The 16,654-nt window shown below is 40.4% G+C and carries 16 protein-coding genes; 6 read left to right on the forward strand and 10 right to left on the reverse strand.

Annotated features, from left to right (window positions below):
- Nucleotides 1-41 precede the first annotated feature (41 nt).
- Both RMZ42_RS18050 and RMZ42_RS18055 read right to left on the reverse strand, forming a co-directional pair.
- Entirely contained in the window at nucleotides 42-437 is a 396-nt protein-coding gene (locus tag RMZ42_RS18050; RefSeq protein ID WP_322672677.1) for a sugar ABC transporter permease, read from the reverse strand.
- Between the two features lie 253 nt (nucleotides 438-690).
- Nucleotides 691-1,131 (reverse strand): hypothetical protein, encoded by a 441-nt coding sequence (locus RMZ42_RS18055; RefSeq protein ID WP_322672678.1) that lies wholly within the window; start codon nucleotides 1,129-1,131, stop codon nucleotides 691-693.
- 545 nt (nucleotides 1,132-1,676) lie between these two features.
- Between RMZ42_RS18055 and dnaN the strand changes: the two genes are divergently transcribed.
- The gene (gene dnaN / locus RMZ42_RS18060; RefSeq protein WP_322672679.1) at nucleotides 1,677-2,840 is read left to right on the forward strand and encodes a DNA polymerase III subunit beta; all 1,164 of its coding nucleotides are present in this window, start codon (nucleotides 1,677-1,679) and stop codon (nucleotides 2,838-2,840) included.
- Nucleotides 2,841-2,913: 73 nt separating this feature from the next.
- On the opposite strand, the gene RMZ42_RS18065 is transcribed toward dnaN, so the two are convergent.
- The 4 genes from RMZ42_RS18065 to RMZ42_RS18080 form a co-directional block, all read right to left on the reverse strand.
- Nucleotides 2,914-3,237: a hypothetical protein gene (locus tag RMZ42_RS18065; protein WP_322672680.1), complete on the reverse strand. Its 324-nt coding sequence runs from the start codon at nucleotides 3,235-3,237 to the stop codon at nucleotides 2,914-2,916.
- A gap of 205 nt (nucleotides 3,238-3,442) precedes the next feature.
- Nucleotides 3,443-6,745, reverse strand: coding sequence for a GAF domain-containing protein (locus RMZ42_RS18070; protein WP_322672681.1), 3,303 nt, complete (start codon nucleotides 6,743-6,745; stop codon nucleotides 3,443-3,445).
- A 255-nt stretch (nucleotides 6,746-7,000) separates the two neighbouring features.
- Nucleotides 7,001-8,188, reverse strand: coding sequence for a TRC40/GET3/ArsA family transport-energizing ATPase (locus tag RMZ42_RS18075; RefSeq protein ID WP_322672682.1), 1,188 nt, complete (start codon nucleotides 8,186-8,188; stop codon nucleotides 7,001-7,003).
- 104 nt (nucleotides 8,189-8,292) lie between these two features.
- Nucleotides 8,293-8,574, reverse strand: coding sequence for a hypothetical protein (locus RMZ42_RS18080; protein WP_094350381.1), 282 nt, complete (start codon nucleotides 8,572-8,574; stop codon nucleotides 8,293-8,295).
- A gap of 602 nt (nucleotides 8,575-9,176) precedes the next feature.
- Here RMZ42_RS18080 and RMZ42_RS18085 point away from each other — a divergent pair.
- Nucleotides 9,177-9,992 (forward strand): SGNH/GDSL hydrolase family protein, encoded by an 816-nt coding sequence (locus tag RMZ42_RS18085; protein ID WP_322672683.1) that lies wholly within the window; start codon nucleotides 9,177-9,179, stop codon nucleotides 9,990-9,992.
- 134 nt (nucleotides 9,993-10,126) lie between these two features.
- Here the strand turns inward: RMZ42_RS18085 and RMZ42_RS18090 are convergent, their stop codons facing one another.
- From RMZ42_RS18090 to RMZ42_RS18100, 3 genes are read right to left on the reverse strand one after another with little or no spacing between them, the layout of a single operon-like run.
- Nucleotides 10,127-10,849, reverse strand: a complete 723-nt coding sequence (locus RMZ42_RS18090) for an A/G-specific adenine glycosylase (protein ID WP_322672684.1) — start codon at nucleotides 10,847-10,849, stop codon at nucleotides 10,127-10,129.
- Between the two features lie 7 nt (nucleotides 10,850-10,856).
- Nucleotides 10,857-10,979, reverse strand: a complete 123-nt coding sequence (locus RMZ42_RS18095; protein WP_322672685.1) for a hypothetical protein — start codon at nucleotides 10,977-10,979, stop codon at nucleotides 10,857-10,859.
- 16 nt (nucleotides 10,980-10,995) lie between these two features.
- Complete coding sequence (locus RMZ42_RS18100) at nucleotides 10,996-11,697, reverse strand: DUF416 family protein (RefSeq protein ID WP_322672686.1); 702 nt, start codon at nucleotides 11,695-11,697, stop codon at nucleotides 10,996-10,998.
- 193 nt (nucleotides 11,698-11,890) lie between these two features.
- Between RMZ42_RS18100 and RMZ42_RS18105 the strand changes: the two genes are divergently transcribed.
- The 3 genes from RMZ42_RS18105 to RMZ42_RS18115 all read left to right on the forward strand — a co-directional run bounded on the left by RMZ42_RS18105 (nucleotide 11,891) and on the right by RMZ42_RS18115 (nucleotide 13,716).
- Nucleotides 11,891-12,565: a HupE/UreJ family protein gene (locus RMZ42_RS18105; RefSeq protein ID WP_322672687.1), complete on the forward strand. Its 675-nt coding sequence runs from the start codon at nucleotides 11,891-11,893 to the stop codon at nucleotides 12,563-12,565.
- A gap of 156 nt (nucleotides 12,566-12,721) precedes the next feature.
- Nucleotides 12,722-13,285 (forward strand): hypothetical protein, encoded by a 564-nt coding sequence (locus RMZ42_RS18110; RefSeq protein WP_322672688.1) that lies wholly within the window; start codon nucleotides 12,722-12,724, stop codon nucleotides 13,283-13,285.
- A 53-nt stretch (nucleotides 13,286-13,338) separates the two neighbouring features.
- Nucleotides 13,339-13,716, forward strand: a complete 378-nt coding sequence (locus RMZ42_RS18115) for a DUF2358 domain-containing protein (protein WP_322672689.1) — start codon at nucleotides 13,339-13,341, stop codon at nucleotides 13,714-13,716.
- Nucleotides 13,717-13,729: 13 nt separating this feature from the next.
- Here the strand turns inward: RMZ42_RS18115 and RMZ42_RS18120 are convergent, their stop codons facing one another.
- Nucleotides 13,730-14,425: a Uma2 family endonuclease gene (locus RMZ42_RS18120; protein ID WP_322672690.1), complete on the reverse strand. Its 696-nt coding sequence runs from the start codon at nucleotides 14,423-14,425 to the stop codon at nucleotides 13,730-13,732.
- Nucleotides 14,426-14,971: 546 nt separating this feature from the next.
- Between RMZ42_RS18120 and bchB the strand changes: the two genes are divergently transcribed.
- The gene (gene bchB / locus RMZ42_RS18125; protein ID WP_322672691.1) at nucleotides 14,972-16,498 is read left to right on the forward strand and encodes a ferredoxin:protochlorophyllide reductase (ATP-dependent) subunit B; all 1,527 of its coding nucleotides are present in this window, start codon (nucleotides 14,972-14,974) and stop codon (nucleotides 16,496-16,498) included.
- Nucleotides 16,499-16,654 lie beyond the last annotated feature (156 nt).

A 16,654-nucleotide genomic window follows, 5' to 3' on the forward strand; every position in this document is an offset into this window, starting at 1 on the left:
AGTATAGAGAAATACCCGTGTTTCCATGATTCATCCCGCATTTATGCAACGCCATCTTTGGTATTTTTTATAAAATCCTCAGCTTGGCGTCTGGCAAATTCAAACTCTTCCTGATTACTGGCTTTGACTTCGAGTTTCTTGCCATTAACTTCTACATTAATTTCAATAGTTTTTCCAGAAAGTTTAGTACTCAAAAACCCAAACAAAGGCTTGATTAACCCTGGATTGCCCACTGCCTTTAATGTCGCCAACAAAAAACCCCCGAAAGCCTTTGAACCTTGGGGAGCTTCTGTAACTGCCACTAAATCTGCATTTTCTACTCCATCCACTTCTTTAATTTGTGGGAGCAAATTTTGCACTTCTGCTTGCAATTGCTCTTCGTCTAAACCCGGTTCCGACAGGGAAATAGTCACCTGAACATTAGATGTGGTTGCCATTATGAAGCGTCTCAGTGATGTTAGCAGTATCTCTGATAGATTGTAATATTTTTGGAGCTGTAAATATTACATTGGGCAAAGATAACTTGCGGCTATAGAGACTTGTGTTGAGCGGAGTCGAAATACAAAACCCACCTTTGCAGGACTAAAAACCTTTATTTTACCTCGTTCCCAGCCTGGAGGCTGGGAACGAGTTAGAAAGTTAAAGCAAAGGCTGTATTTTAAGTGAGTGCCGTTTCCTATTGGATTTTAGCTAATTTGCGATCGCACCCGAAGCCCCATTCATAGATTTATTTCCAGAAGAAGGCTGAATAGAATCGGCTGCTAAAGAATTGGTGACTTTGGAATTGCCTAGTACGCCTCGCTTCTTCTTGGTATTACCTCGTCTAGCACCACCCGCCATCTCGTATTCTTGGCTGATTTTACCGTAACGGCTGGCAACTCCTAGTAACATTTTTTCTGACATGGTTATTACAGCCTGTTCTGCGTTATTCACGTCATCAGTGAGTTTGTCAATGGTAGATAAAGCAGTATTGTAGGCAGCAAGCTTAGACCGGAGATCGTTAATTGTCGTATTATAAGCTTGTATAGTTAGTCCTTCCCCAAAGTCAAGTTCTACGCTGATAGATTGTAAACTTTCAATTCGGCGATCGGCTCGTTCTAAAACGCTGGAATTTCTTTTGCGACGTGCCATAATCCATCTCTGCTACTAGATTTATAGTACTGTTTTATACAAAAATATCTTTTATGTCATGGGGAAATACTACAAATAAGTTGCGTAGACATAGACCATAGTAGGCATCCCATCTCCCAAAGTTTAGTTAATTTCACTTAGATTATTTTGACATTTTAGGTAATAAATAAATTCATAAGTTCATTACAACAAATGCTGCAATGATTTAAGGGTTTCTTATACATGGAAGAATGTGTGTTGCAAAGTATTAAGCCTTTGCAGCAAATGCTTATATATTTTTTGGAAATACTTAAGGGTTTCTTATACATGGAAGAATGTGTGTTGCAAAGTATTAAGCCTTTGCAGCAAATGCTTATATATTTTTTGGAAATACTTAAGGGTTTCTTATACATGGAAGAATATTTGTTGCAAGTGTTTCAATTATTACAGTTTGAAGCGTAGAAGCGATACTTGTGGCGGACTACGCCTAAGCGCTAATCAAACAAATAGCGATCGCCTATAAACATAAGGATGTTAGGATATCTTTCACAAGCTGTATCTGACTTATGAAATTAGTTTGCTCCCAAAGCGATCTCAGTACAAACCTCTCACTCGTTAGTCGTGCAGTACCTTCACGACCAACTCATCCAGTACTTGCCAATGTGCTGTTACAAGCGGATGCCCAAACTAACCAAGTAAGCTTAACAGCCTTCGATCTCAGCTTGGGAATCCGCACCAGCTTTAACGCAGAGGTATGGGAAAGTGGGGCGATCGCACTTCCTGCTAAGTTACTTGTAGACATCACCTCTCGTCTTCCAGAAGGCGAAATCACTTTAGACGATGAATCAGCCTTGACAGGTGCAACATCTGGTGGAGAAGGTTTAATTGTCACACTCACACCCAAGAGTGGACATTACCAAGTCCGGGCAATGGGGCCGGAAGAATTTCCCGAACTCCCTGTAATTGAAAATACAGAAGTAATTCATCTCACTACCACTGCATTAATTGAAGGATTACGCGGATCATTGTTTGCTACCAGTGCTGATGAAACCAAGCAAGTACTCACTGGTGTGCATTTAACAGTTAAACAAGACACCCTAGAATTTGCAGCTACAGACGGACATCGCCTCGCAGTCGTAGAAACTAGCAACGAGCGCCCTTTAGGCGGAACTAGTGAAGTAGAAGTGACAGTACCAGCTAGAGCATTACGCGAACTTCAACGAATGTTAGCTCATAGCGCCTCATCAGATGAACCTGTAGCTTTATATTTCGATCGAGGTCAAGTTGTATTTGCATGGCAAAATCAACGCTTGACTAGTCGCACCTTAGAAGGGCAATATCCTACTTATCGACAATTAATTCCGCGCCAATTTGAGCGACAAGTAACAATCGAACGGCGACAATTTATCAGCACTTTGGAGCGGATTGCTGTGTTAGCCGATCAGAAAAATAATATTGTTAAACTCAGTATTGATAGCGCAGCTCAAGAAATTACTTTATCTTGTGAGGCTCAAGATGTAGGCAGTGGTAGAGAGTCAATGCCGGCACAAATTTCTGGTGAAAATATCGAGATTGCCTTTAACATTAAATATTTGATGGAAGGCTTGAAAGAGTTACCATCTTCCGAAATTCAAATGCATTTAAATCAAAGCCTAACTCCAGTGATTTTTACACCATTGGGTGCTTTGAAAATGACCTATTTAGCTATGCCTGTGCAACTTAGAAGTTAAAAAAAATTGTAAGGTAGCACATCTTTGCTACCCTACAGCGTATTTTTGTTTTCACAGCAGATATGCATATATATTAAGTAATCCATATCAGATTAACTTTGTCCCCCTTCATCCCCACACGTACTATAAATTCATGTCCATCATCAGCAAAACTCAGCTTCCACAAATAGGTCTGAGTTTCTCCTTGTTTGAGATGACCGAAGTAAGTAGTTGTATAGCCCTCAGACATACGTGCAATTAGTGGGGAACTAACTTGGTCAAAATTTTCTTTGGTAATATCAGCTCTGTAGTCTGAATCACCTACTGTAAGAAAAAGATCGTAATTTCCCGTAGAGGTGGCATCTAAGATAGTCTGCAAACAACTAATGACGTTTTCAGAGGGATTTATCGAATTCATAATTATGTATGCTCCTAAGCGTTAAACCCTAGTCAAGTATAAATCAGGTTACTAGCTATCTATCACTTGTCAATCAAGCTACTATGCTTTCACCCCAAAACTCAAATTTTTTGCAGAAAATCAAAATTATTACATAACTTTGCATTCTTCTATTTCCAAACCAGGAATAATCTGCACTATGCAAGTTGATTTTTTGTTTCTATGATTAATTGATTTGTTTAATTGGAATTTCAATCCAAAATTCTGTACCTAACCCCGGTTGAGAATCACATTTAAAAACACCACCGTGTTTATCTACAACAATCTGATAACTAATTGATAATCCCAAACCAGTGCCTTTTCCCACTGGCTTAGTTGTGAAAAAGGGATCGCAGATTCTTGCTCTGAGAGCTTCGGGTATTCCTGGTCCATTGTCTGCAATCCGAACTACTACACTCTTGATATTGCCTTCAAGTTCTCCAAAAGCAGTACGGATAGTAATTTGACTGCTATGAGGTTTTGATTGAGATTCTGTGTAATCTTCTAAAGCATCGATCGCATTGCTTAAAACATTCATGAATACTTGATTTAGCGGCCCGGCATAGCACTCTACTAAAGGAAGGTTGCTGTATTCTTTGACTAATTTAATCGCCGGACTTTCTGGTTTTGCTTTCAAGCGATGCTGCAAAATTAGCAAGGTGCTATCAATACCCTCATGAATATCAACTGGTTTTTTTTCTGCCTCGTCAAGGCGAGAGAAATTCCGTAAACCCAAGACAATCTGCCGGATGCGATCGACCCCAATTTTCATCGAAGATAGAGTTTTGGGCAAATCCTCTATGATAAATTCTAAGTCGATCTCGAAGGCGCGATCGCGAATTTCAAGACTAGGGTTGGGAGTATTGTGTAAATAGAGTTCTAGAATACTGAGTAAATCTTGGGTGTAATCGTTGACATGATTGATGTTGCCATAAATGAAGTTTACGGGATTATTAATTTCGTGAGCCACACCAGCTACCAATTGACCTAGTGAAGACATTTTTTCAGTTTGGATCAGTTGGGTTTGAGTTTGCTGTAAATCATGCAAAGCTTGAGCTAGCTTTTGCGTCTGCTCTTTGGTTTGATTATGCAATTGGGCTTGTTGGAGTGCAACCCCAAGCTGATTGGCAATTTGAGTAATAAATTTAATTTCTGAAGCTTCCCAATGGCGGGGTGCAGAATTTTGGTAAGCTGCTAATAAGCCCCATAACTGTTGCCCGATAAATATAGGTGCGATCGCATAAGCTCTTGCTTGAATTTGCTCTAGAACTGCAACGTGGCATTGAGAGTGGCCAACTTCATAGATATCATCAACTGCAAAAGTTTCATTGTGACGATATCGCCCACCTTGGGTTTCTTGTAAATAGCTATCTTGCCAAACTGTATTTGTATCAGAATTTACTAACTTTAACCAGTTATCGCCCACAAACTCGGCAATATATTCACCACTCCAATCAGCCTGGAAGCGGTAGACTGCAACTCGATCCGCTTGTAGTGATTTACAAATTTCTTGGGTAGTTGCCTGAAAAATCGCATCTAGATCGAGAGATTCTCTAACTTTTGCCACAACTTCAAACAATACCCGTTGTTGTTCTGCTGCTTGTTGCAAATCTAATGTCTGTTGTTGCGTCTGAGAGAGTAAATCAGCTTGCTGGAGTGCTACGCCCATTTGGGCGGCAATCTGACTGAGGAAGTTAACTTCAGAAGTTTTCCATTGCCGAGGGCCAGTGTGTTGATAAGTTGCCAGCAAACCCCAAAGTTTTTGACCAACAAAAATCGGCGCAAGCACAAAAGCGTAAATTTGAAACTGCTCTAGATTGTCGATATGACACTGAGTAAACCCCATTTTGTAGATGTCATCGACTGCAAATGTTTCATTGTGGCGGTAACGCCCTCCCTGTGTGTCTTGTAAGTAGGTGTCATTCCAAATTGTATTAATACCTAGTTCGGACTCATTCGACCAGTATGGACTAGCAGCCTCGAAATCTCCGACAAATTCACCACCCCAATTAGAATCGAAACGATAAACAGAAACGCGATCGGCTTTGATTAATTGACAAACTTCTTTAGTTGTGGTCTGAAAAATCGTATTTGTGTCCAAAGATTCTCGAATCTCGGCAATAACTTTAAACACAGCCTGTTCTTGTTCAGCTGTCTTTTGTAACTCAGCGGTGCGCCTTCTAACTTGTTTTTCTAAATTTTCATTGAAGACTTGGACTTGTTGGTGTAGTTCATACTGCTGAACTGCGGAAGCGAAGTGTTTACTGAGGTTTCTAGCCAGTTCAATCTCTTCAATTGTCCATTTTTGAGCTTGTGCTGTTTTAGATTCGCGCCAAACCTCAAAGGATCGCCGGGGATACTGTTGCCTTTGATCGCCCTCATGCTGCCCCGCCCATAAAGTTTCTGTATCTACTTCATTGCGGAAAATACTTAGGTAGCCCAGCAACTGCTGACGATACAGGAGTGGGATCATCAACACGCTGCGAATTTTAGTTGGTTGAAAAGCAACTTGCAAACTTCGCAAGCCAGGAGTGTTATATATATCTGAAATTGCCCAAACATCGTAGTTAGTAGACTTGTAGTGTTCCTGCCAGATACTATACTGTTCGATCAGTGGATATATAGTTTGTTCTGGCATTACAGGTTGCTCTCCACAGATATAAAGCTTGATACAAGTATTTCCTGGTATTAAGCATTCTGTTAAGCTGGTGACGTTGCCATTATGGAAATCAAGAGCTTCATTTCTAATACAAAGCCTGCCACCAATACCATTAAAGGCAGCAACAGCCGCTTCTAGGGCTGGCTGTAAGACAATCGTCGGCAGTGAATGTAATAAGGTAGCAATGCGGTTAACGATCGCTTCTCGCTCGGCTGTTTTGCGAACTTGAGTGTGAAGGGTACTTTGAGCGATCGCCATTGACAGCTGCTCGACTACCACTTGTATGGCTTCTAGCTCATATTCTGAAATCAAACGCGCTTGGGAATTATGAGACACCAGCAGTCCCCAAAGTCGATCTTGATAAAGAATAGGCGCTACTACAGAGGATTTTACCCCCATTGCCGTCAAATATTCAATATGGCAGGGGTCTACAGGGCGGTAACGGATCTCCTCTGAAATATCTCCATTATCCAAGTCACGCAGGTGAATTTGACCAATCTCTTTAGTCTCAACATTCACAACAGAACGCACGCGTGATTTGATAAATAGTTCGCGGGCATAGGATGGAATGTCATCGTAAGGAAAATTTAACCCCAGTAGCGACGGCAAACAATTTTTATTAATTGATTCAGCAATCACTTGACCACTACCATCAGGATGAAATTTGTAAATCATCACTCGATCGGTTTTTAATAGCGATCGCACTTCTGTTGTTGTCACTGTGATAATTTCTTCTAACTCTAAGCTGCGTCGGATACGATTTGTAATGCGGCGTAGTAAACTTTCTTCATCGCGACATAAGGGTAAATCTTGTTGGGGATTGGAAGTCATTGTTATAGCAAAATAAATTAATAATTTGAAAACTGGCATAATTAAATCTAAAGACATTGTGAAATTTATTTCATCAATTTGTCTTCAGTAAAACTACGGTCAAATCATTAATAAAAATATTTTTTTGGCTTTTATTAAAATTTACCAAAAAATCATAAAAACAGACGCTAAAAAGATGGCGTCTGTACTAGTTACAAGAGAAAATTCTTGCTTTTTACTTTTAACTTTTTGTTGACAGAGTAAAGTCCAACAAAATTAAACTCTTGTGTTGTCAGTAAAGCGGATTTTTAGATAGTCATTTTCCATCTTTGCTCCGCCTGGTTGTAGTGCTGCTAAGGCTTGTGGCAAAACTAAGTTACGACGATGGTTGCCAATAGTAATGTTTAATTCGTCTCCAGTTTTACTTAGTTGAACTTGGTCTTTAGGAATACCAGGTAAGTAAAGTTCTAAGCTGTATTGGTTTTCTTCTTGCACTACTCTAAGAGTTGTTTCTTTGTAATAAACCTGAGTTGGATCTTCATCTTTATAAAGAGTTTCTTTCAGGCGTTCTAATGAAGCCAATCCACACATTTCCTCAGAAAATAGGGGAACTTCTTTCACAGGTAGAGGGTGAAAATCATCATGAATTTCTCGGCGATATTGCTCCTGACTTTCCTTCCAACGTTGAAAAAATGGGTCTTGGACTTCATTGGGAATAATCCGATTAGCCACGACTAAATCTGTTGCAACGTTATATAAACTCAGATAAGCATGGGCACGGAGAGACTCTTTAATCACCATTTTTTCGGGATTAGTGACAAGACGAACTGAGGTTTGAGTATTATCTGTTAATACTTTTTCCAGAGCTTCAATTTGTTCATAAAACTCAAAAGGTGCATCCATTACTTCTTTATCAGGTAGCGAAAAACCAGCAATTGGTCTAAACAAAGGTTCAACCAGAGGTCGAAGTGCCACCGAGATGTTTTGAAATGGTTTGTAAAAACGGCGCATATACCAGCCACCGACTTCAGGTAAACTCAGCAAACGCAGTGCTGTGCCGGTGGGGGCTGAGTCGATAATTAAGACATCAAACTCACCTTCATCGTAATGGCGTTTCATCCTTACCAAGCCAAAAATCTCATCCATCCCTGGTAAAATTGCTAATTCCTCCGCCTGTACGCCATCTAAACCCCTTGCCTGTAAAACTTGGGTAATATAACGTTTCACAGCACCCCAGTTTCCCTCCAGTTCTTGCAGTGCATCCAGTTCAGCACCCCAGAGATTTGGGCGAATTTTTTGGGGTGCGTGTCCCAGTTCCATGTCAAAACTGTCTGCGAGGGAGTGGGCGGGATCTGTACTTAAAACCAACGTCTGATAGCCTAGTTCTGCGCAACGGAGTCCAGTTGCAGCAGCAACGGAAGTTTTGCCCACGCCGCCTTTACCAGTCATTAAAATTACACGCATAGATGTTTTTATCCTGCCTGAGAATTTTTTACATTTATTTACATTATCGACTGTTTAAGGAAAATAAATGTTGTTTCAACACGTCTAGGCATTATTATGAGTATTTACCCTAACTCGTCTGTTGGGTTTTGCTGCAATAACTGGTCAAGCTTAGTTTCCAGTGCTGAGAGTTTTTTAAGAATTGTAGGGCGATCGCCATCAATAGAAATTAGTAAATTGGTTATTCTCTCTTGTATATTCGTTAATTGTGCGACTGCATTCTGAATTTGGAGCATTCCTTCTCGGAGTTCTTGGCGTTCTTGTCGTGCTTCCGCCATTTCATCTAGCATAGCTTGGACTGTTTTAGCATTACTCTCAATTAGATGTTTGAGTTCTTTATCAGTCATTGCGATCGCGCTTTGAAGTTGAGTTTATTATTAACTCTAAAGTATCGAGGGATTTTGTTTCAATCCCCCGTAGGGCAGCACATCTGTGCTACCGGGTACTATGGTTTAATTACCTAAAAATTGCGATCGGGGCTGTTTACTGGCTCAACATTGTAAAAGCTTACTCAACATGCATCTTAGCTTTGTGCAAATTCAACAGCTTTTCCTGTTTAAATCTATCGGCGTAATTCATTTTCCTATCTTCGAGCGTTAGCCGAATCAGTGCTATTTGCTCATCTGTAGGTAAACTCATCTTGTCTATTGTTGAGCCAATATATTGAAAAGTAGTGAAAGTGGGAGCCTTTAACCATCTTCACTCTTGTATTTGATGTAGTGTTAATTGCGGGAATTGCATCAGAGAAGTGATGCAAGAAACTTTGTATCCTGGTTTTCCTGTCGGCTTGATACCATAGCATCTTCTTAATACAGTTCAGTTAAGAGAAGTTTTAGGTTGCGTAAAATTTGCAATCTCTTGGGAAAAAATTTCATCCACTCATCAATAATCAGAACTATTGCCAAAAACATATTGTCCAAGAATAAGTTATAATGCAAAAATTTCAGGGATGATGAGCAAAGCCAACATTGTATATGTATGTTTATTCCTCTTGATGATGATTGCCTTGTTTCAAATGCTAAGAAGGCAGACTCAGGCAAATTATTTCCCAGTAACTGAACAGCAGGCAATCAGAGTTTTATTTATTGGCAATAGTTATACATATTTCAACGATCTTCCTTGGTTGACACAACAGTTGGCTGCTTCAGCGAAAGAACCTAAAACGCTGGAAACTGAAATGGTTGTGGTTGGTGGAGCTACACTTCAAAACCACTGGAAACGTGGTGAAGCACTCAGGCTTTTGAAAGCAAAACGCTGGGATTACGTAGTACTGCAAGAGCAAAGTACTTTACCAATTACTAATCCCAAGGAAATGTACAAGTACGCTAGTCTGTTTGATGCCGAGATTAAGCGAGTGAATTCCCAAACAGTGTTTTACTTAACTTGGGCAAAGCAAAATCAACCAGAAACGCAACAGATATTGACTGATGCTTATATGAGCATTGCTCAAGAACTGAAAGCTAAAGTTGCACCTGTGGGAATAGCTTGGCAAAAAATTCAGGAAGCGAATCTGAAATTAAACCTTTACAATTCCGATAAAAGCCACCCTAGTCCGATTGGATCGTATGTAGCAGCGTGTGTATTCTATACAACATTTTATGATAATAGTCCTGTAGGCTTGAGTCGTCGTATGTATAGTACTAATGCTAGTACGCCACAAGAAAACAACAGAATTGAGTTAGAAAGTTTAAGTGAAACAGATGCCGAAATGATTCAACAATTAATTGAGTACATCTTCATAAAGAATTCAGAAGTCAGTATTTAGGAGTCAGAATCAATTAACGGAAATTAAAAGTAAAAACAGTGCTACAGATAAATAAATTTAGAATGGTAGGTTTGGTTGAGTGACAAAGAATCCCAAAAAAGCCTTGATAATTTTGGGTTCCGATCAACTTGATGCTATGTTTTATTAAGACTCTCTAAGTTATATTGCGTTTGGACATAATTGCATTTTGCTGAGAGAGGGCAATCATTACAAAGAGGATTTTTTGCCCTGCAAACCATCGCTCCAAAATCTAGCAAGGTTAGATTCCACTTGCCAACTTCTTTATTAGGAGCAATTCTTTCTGCTGCATTCCAGAGAATCTTACAGCGCGATTTTACTCTTTCTCCTTGCAACCCAAAGAAGCGTTCGAGAATACGAGCGACATTAGTATCGAGTACGGCTAGCGGTTGACTGAAGGCTTGAGAACATATAGCACGAGCTGTATATTTACCAATTCCAGGTAATTCAAGCAACTGCTTTTCTGAATCGGGGATTTTTCCGCCATACTGCTCTAAGATAATGCCAGCGCACTTTTGTAATCTTTCAGTGCGGAAGAAAAGACCTAAAGGTTCAAGCAATTCGCTCAATTCATTAATGCTTGCTTTTACTAGTTGCTCAAGCGTTGGATATTTCAAGAGAAATATATTGTAGATAGGAACAACCGTAACTGCATCTGTTTTTTGTAGCAGATATTCTGCAACAAGAATTGCGTAAGAATCGCAAGTCTGCCGCCAAGGAAAATCGCGTAAATTTTGCGTTCCCCATATAGAGAGATGGTGGCGAAACCATTTAATTTTTACAGCATCCAAATTTGACGCTGCGTTTTCTTGAGTTTCTTTAGCCGCACCCTTCACCATTGTTTTCTCAACTTAAATCTAGCAGACTTTTACCACCATTTTCAGAAGAAGTACGCAGCCATTGTAAAAACTCACCAGTTAACGTGGGAGTTTCTCGCAAGCACCGCAAATCTTCGCTTTGTTTTGCCATTGTAAAAACTCACCAGTTAACGTGGGAGTTTCTCGCAAGCGCCGCAAATCTTCGCCTTGTTTTGCCATTTCTCGTACTGTAACGGATGGTTGGAAACTATTTCTACTAGTTCTTCGTGGGACATGTCTGCCGAGTATTCGTCTTCACACTGGCATAAATAATCTATATACTCAAAAAGAGTTTCATGTATTTCTTTTGCTACTGAAATAGTCTGTTGTGTAGTTGGATCTAAACAAAATTCTAATTGTAATAGTTGTTCGTGTGGAATGTCTTGCGAGTTTTGGTCTTCAGACTCGCATTTTAAATAATCTATATATAGAAAAAGAGTTTCGTCTATTTCTTTTGCTACTAAAATAATTTCTTGCGGAATTTGTTCGAGACAAAGTTCTATAGTCTCACAGACAATCCATGCGCCTCTCTGTCCTTCCGGAGTTTCTTGATTTTCATACTCGTAGGGATATTCTTCACAATTAGACAATAACTCACGAAATCTAGCCGCATCGATTTTTTTACCTGCCAAAAATTCCCAGATTTCGTCAAGTGCTTCTCTTATAGGATCTTTTTCATTCCAGCCTTGTTCTTTTATTTCTCGCAAGAAAATGCCATAGTTCGGAAACAATCTCTCGCAACAAGCTGCTGCAAACGCCACTTGATGCATCGGTGGAAGAGCTTCTAGTTCTCGCTCTAATATATCGAATTCACCGTACTTTAGATTCATTTTTATAGTTTAGTTGTATTGCCATTTGAAACGATCGCTAATCAACGATCGCATCTTAAATTTAAATTGCTAGTGATTATTAATACAGTTGACGATCGGGGCTGTTCCTACAACTGCGGCTTTACATAACTGTTAGTTTTTTTTGAAAGCTGGGTAGTATAAATTACCGAAAAAACTAATTTGGCATATAGTGATGTTCAAAACTAAATTATCGCAATTCCGTGCTTCACCAGAATTTTATACCTCAAAGTTAATGCCTCGCCATGTTGGGGCGATCGCAGCTTTAATTTTAATTAGCTTACTGAGTTCATTGAGTGGAACACCATTTGACCATAACATCTCTAACGGCTGGGAAGCCTTTGTGTGGGGATTGGCAGATCCAGTAATTAGTTTAAATTGTTTAGTTGGTATTGTTGCAATTGGCTTACTCTCATCTGTGTTTGTTCGTGGCGCTGCGATCGCTGGATGTTTTGTCTTGGCAACAGTTTTAGGCATTGTAATTCATATATTTCAGCTAAATTTACCAGGCACAGAAATAGCGATCGCCATTTCTACCATCGTTTTTGGTACTATGCTGATGATGCTAAATCAACTAAACTTTCTGGTACTTGCTCTGGTGGGCATCAGTGCTGGTTTATTTCAGGGTTACGCTAATGCTGAATCTATTGTTAGTGCAGGAACAATATCAGTAGTTGCCTATATACTAGGTATCACCTTAACTCTGTTTGCCGTTGCCATGAGTGCTAGAAAAATTGGTGTTGGGATGGGTATGGGAGAAATAAACCGAATTTTACTCTGGAAAATCAGCCTTGCTGGTTTTGCGTTGTGTGCGATCGGTATCGTGTTTTTGAGCAATTCGCTTATTTAAAATTTAAATCAGATATTTCAATTCAGTGGAATACATTCATTCGTGGGGGCGTACACCTAGCTGTGCGCCCCCACCGCGTTTTCAGACTGGATCGAGTTAGTGAATATGTTGATGCACCTCTGCGCTAATCTAGAGGCTATATATAAATAAAAAGTTATGACACCTGAAGAAGTTGCGGCTACGCTTACAGAATTATTTGACACATCGGCTGTTACTACCACTGCTCCTGGATCGTGGCAAGTAGACACTCCTACTTTTCGGCTGTTGGTGCTGCTTTCCGAAGATAATACTTGGCTGCGAGTTTTACTGCCTATTCTGCCCATCCAAGAAGCCCAACCATTTTTAGAACAGTTCCTAGAAGCCAACTTTGATGACACTCAAGAAGTACGTTACGCTTTGTATGAAAGAGTAATTTGGGGGGTATTTCAACATAACATTGATACTTTAGTGAGTGCAGATTTATCCAATGCAATCAACCGACTTTTATCTCTCCATCAGGCTAGATTAGATAATGTCTTTAATCAACTAATTGAAAGCCGCATCCGGCAAATTATTCAGGCAGCAAAACAGCAAGGACAATCTCTGCAAGCTACCATGCAAAGCTTAGAACGCTTTTACGCCGAAGGAATGATGGGCGAAATAAATCAAACTTCACAAGGACGAGAAGAAGTCTTAACTGCTTGGCGGCGTCAGTTAGAACGTTTATGGAATGAGGGTTAATTTCAGTTTTTCAGTTTTTAGATTCAACCAATTTACAGATATATTTATCTATCATGAATCTCGTTGAAATTCTCAAAGAAGACTATCAAAGATTCCCAGTCAATCAAACTTACAGCATTTATGCCCCAGAGGTTTATTTTCAAGACCCGATGAATAAATTCCGTGGTGTTAAACGTTACAAAGCAATGATTAATTTTATCGAAACTTGGTTTTTAAATCCCAAGATGGACTTACATAATATTCAACGTTTAGGAGACACAATCAAAACTGAGTGGACACTTAGTTGGAATACTCCTCTCCCCTGGAAACCACGGATCTCTATTCCTGGTTGGAGTGAATTAGGTCTTAACTCTGATGGTTTGATTGTCTCCCATATCGATTATTGGAACTGTTCCCGCTTAGATGTGGTGAAACAGCATTTTTCCTCTTGAAAAAGTCGATGATTCAAATAATATAATTACCATGAAAATGTATAAAATCCTCATGTTCAGCAGACTGTAAACCTGCTTGTAAAACCTTCAACACACCCTGCATATTACCTGCTAATAACTCCGTCGCCGCTAACCACAAGCCTGGAAATACCCGACTTTGTAAAATGCCTTCATTGTCAGGTACTAATTCCAGATATTCACCCTGTTCCAGAGAAAACCAAGTCAATTTTTGGTCTAAAACTTGCCAAACTATATATTCTTTAACACCATTGCGACGATAAGCCTGTTTTTTGCCATGAAGATCGATAGCCGCACTACTAGCAGCAATTTCCACAACTAACTCTGGCGCACCTTCAATATAATCATCTTCACTCAGCCGCGTTTGACCACCTGCTTCCGGTTCAATCAACAGAACAATATCGGGTTGAGGTTCGTTATCTAAGTCTAAGCGGACGGTAGGTTCAACTCCCAAGGCTACACCAGGAGTCGCAGCTTCGTAAGTACCAAGGCATGTCAAAATCCAACCATGCGGTTGACCGTGACTTCGGAAACGCAAAGCAGCAGGCATAATATAGACAATCCCTTCGATTAATTCAGCTTTTTTCAGGTTAGGGGTGGCATTGTAGCGACGCTCAAATTCGTAGCGGGTGAGTTTGTCGCCATTTTCCAAAGGAGGAATCGTCCAAAGCTGGGAGGGTGTTTTCACCATATTTCACCATAATTGTTGTGAAAATGAGCTTGTGTACATCTTAGCGAATTAGGTAAAAACGCTGCCGAGTAGGGAATGAGGGACTTCTGACCTCACGTCCATTCCTCTCTCCTAAAAGGAGAGAGGCTTTGAATTTTACTCTCCAAGGCTAGTAGGGAAGGGGCTGTTCTTGTTAGGTCTAATTTACTGAAACATTAAGATTTTTTTACAAAATCACCAGCAATGTTGTTGAAATTGATAGCTGTATCCCAAGCAGTAAATAGATTTCAGCCATATCGCCTCCCCTAAAACCCGCAACAAACCTTATTTTTTTTCAGCCAGCAGGTTTGAGAAAATCAGAAACGATTTAATAATCAAGCAGTTATAAGTAAATGGGCTGAATTAAAGATAATACCTCTCTCCAAACCTCTCCCCTTCTCTACCAACGGCACACTGGGCGATGCCTACGGCGGTAAACTACGCACCAAAGGGGTTGATGGTAAGCTCTATCTTATATTTTTTACGCCCATTTACTTAGTTATTTGAGTTTAAAAGGGAGACACAAACATGAAATTGGCTTACTGGATGTATGCTGGCCCAGCCCACATCGGCACTCTGCGAATCGCTAGTTCTTTTAAAAATGTTCATGCGATCATGCACGCCCCACTTGGCGATGATTACTTCAACGTCATGCGCTCTATGCTATCGCGGGAAAGGGATTTTACTCCGGTGACAACCAGTGTCGTCGATCGCAACGTTTTAGCACGCGGTTCCCAAGAAAAGGTGGTAGATAACATCACCCGCAAGGATGCTGAGGAACACCCAGATTTGATTGTGTTAACTCCCACCTGCACCTCCAGCATTTTGCAAGAGGATCTGCACAACTTTGTCGAACGGGCGCAGTTGGAAGCGAAAGGTGATGTAATGCTGGCGGATGTGAACCACTACCGCTACAACGAACTGCAAGCCGCCGATCGCACTTTGGATCAAATTGTCCAATACTACATTGAAAAAGCCCGGAAGCGGGGCGAATTGGCAGAGGGCAAAACAGCAAGACCCTCAGTTAACATTATCGGTACTACCACCCTCGGTTTCCACAACAATCACGACTGCACCGAACTGAAACGGCTGATGGCTGACTTGGGAATTGAGGTAAATACCTTAATTCCCGAAGGTGCTTCGGTGAATGACTTGAAGAAGATGTCCCAAGCCTGGTTTAACTTAGTACCTTACCGCGAACTCGGTTTGACCACAGCCCGTTACTTGGAAGAACAATTTGGCACACCTTATATAGACATTACTCCAATGGGTGTAGTGGAAACTGCCCGTTGTATTCGCAAGATTCAGCAGGTAATTAACGCTCAAGGCGCAGAAGTTGACTATGAAGACTTCATCAATGAGCAAACCTTACATGTCTCTCAGGCTGCTTGGTTCTCCCGTTCGATTGACTGTCAAAACTTGACTGGCAAAAAAGCTGTAGTCTTTGGTGACAATACCCACGCCGCCGCTATTACCAAGATTCTGGCGCGAGAAATGGGAATTCATGTTGTTTGGGCTGGAACCTACTGTAAATATGATGCAGATTGGTTCCGCGAACAGGTTAGTGAATATTGCGATGAAGTGCTGATTACAGACGATCATGGTGTAATTGGGGATGCGATCGCTCGTGTCGAACCCTCTGCTATTTTCGGCACGCAAATGGAACGCCATGTTGGTAAGCGCTTAGATATTCCTTGCGGTGTAATTGCTGCACCCATCCACGTCCAAAACTTCCCCATTGGTTACAAACCATTTATGGGTTACGAAGGGACGAATCAGATTACAGATTTGATCTACAATTCCTTCACTTTGGGAATGGAAGATCACCTCTTAGAAATCTTCGGTGGTCACGATACCAAAGAAGTTATTACTAGGGGAATTTCTGCCGATTCTGATTTGAATTGGACAAAAGATGGCCAAGCAGAATTGAATAAGATTCCGGGATTTGTTCGCGGAAAAGTGAAGCGTAATACTGAGAAATTTGCCCGCGATCGCGGTTTCAAGGAAATCAATGCTGAGGTATTATATGCCGCGAAGGAAGCTGTCGGAGCTTAATAATAATTCAGCGATCAGCTATAAAACTGATAGCTAGAATTCCATAGAAGAGTGTTTTTTCAAATAAACACTCTTCTACTTATTATAAAATAATATTTTTTGCATAAACTAATTTATTAAAAATGGTGTATTTATGAACAATAATCAATTATCCAG

This window comes from Nostoc sp. DedQUE05 (genome assembly GCF_034530955.1).
Classification (GTDB): domain Bacteria; phylum Cyanobacteriota; class Cyanobacteriia; order Cyanobacteriales; family Nostocaceae; genus Nostoc.

Coding starts and splice junctions, on each gene's coding strand:
- dnaN (WP_322672679.1), top strand. CDS start 1,677: ATGAAATTAGTTTGCTCCCAAAGCGATCTCAGTACAAACCTCTCACTC.
- RMZ42_RS18120 (WP_322672690.1), bottom strand. CDS start 14,425: ATGGTGAAAACACCCTCCCAGCTTTGGACGATTCCTCCTTTGGAAAAT.
- RMZ42_RS18055 (WP_322672678.1), bottom strand. CDS start 1,131: ATGGCACGTCGCAAAAGAAATTCCAGCGTTTTAGAACGAGCCGATCGC.
- bchB (WP_322672691.1), top strand. CDS start 14,972: ATGAAATTGGCTTACTGGATGTATGCTGGCCCAGCCCACATCGGCACT.
- RMZ42_RS18105 (WP_322672687.1), top strand. CDS start 11,891: ATGTTCAAAACTAAATTATCGCAATTCCGTGCTTCACCAGAATTTTAT.
- RMZ42_RS18075 (WP_322672682.1), bottom strand. CDS start 8,188: ATGCGTGTAATTTTAATGACTGGTAAAGGCGGCGTGGGCAAAACTTCC.
- RMZ42_RS18050 (WP_322672677.1), bottom strand. CDS start 437: ATGGCAACCACATCTAATGTTCAGGTGACTATTTCCCTGTCGGAACCG.
- RMZ42_RS18065 (WP_322672680.1), bottom strand. CDS start 3,237: ATGAATTCGATAAATCCCTCTGAAAACGTCATTAGTTGTTTGCAGACT.
- RMZ42_RS18110 (WP_322672688.1), top strand. CDS start 12,722: ATGACACCTGAAGAAGTTGCGGCTACGCTTACAGAATTATTTGACACA.
- RMZ42_RS18070 (WP_322672681.1), bottom strand. CDS start 6,745: ATGACTTCCAATCCCCAACAAGATTTACCCTTATGTCGCGATGAAGAA.
- RMZ42_RS18095 (WP_322672685.1), bottom strand. CDS start 10,979: ATGGCAAAACAAAGCGAAGATTTGCGGTGCTTGCGAGAAACTCCCACG.
- RMZ42_RS18090 (WP_322672684.1), bottom strand. CDS start 10,849: ATGGTGAAGGGTGCGGCTAAAGAAACTCAAGAAAACGCAGCGTCAAAT.
- RMZ42_RS18085 (WP_322672683.1), top strand. CDS start 9,177: ATGATGAGCAAAGCCAACATTGTATATGTATGTTTATTCCTCTTGATG.
- RMZ42_RS18115 (WP_322672689.1), top strand. CDS start 13,339: ATGAATCTCGTTGAAATTCTCAAAGAAGACTATCAAAGATTCCCAGTC.
- RMZ42_RS18100 (WP_322672686.1), bottom strand. CDS start 11,697: ATGAATCTAAAGTACGGTGAATTCGATATATTAGAGCGAGAACTAGAA.
- RMZ42_RS18080 (WP_094350381.1), bottom strand. CDS start 8,574: ATGACTGATAAAGAACTCAAACATCTAATTGAGAGTAATGCTAAAACA.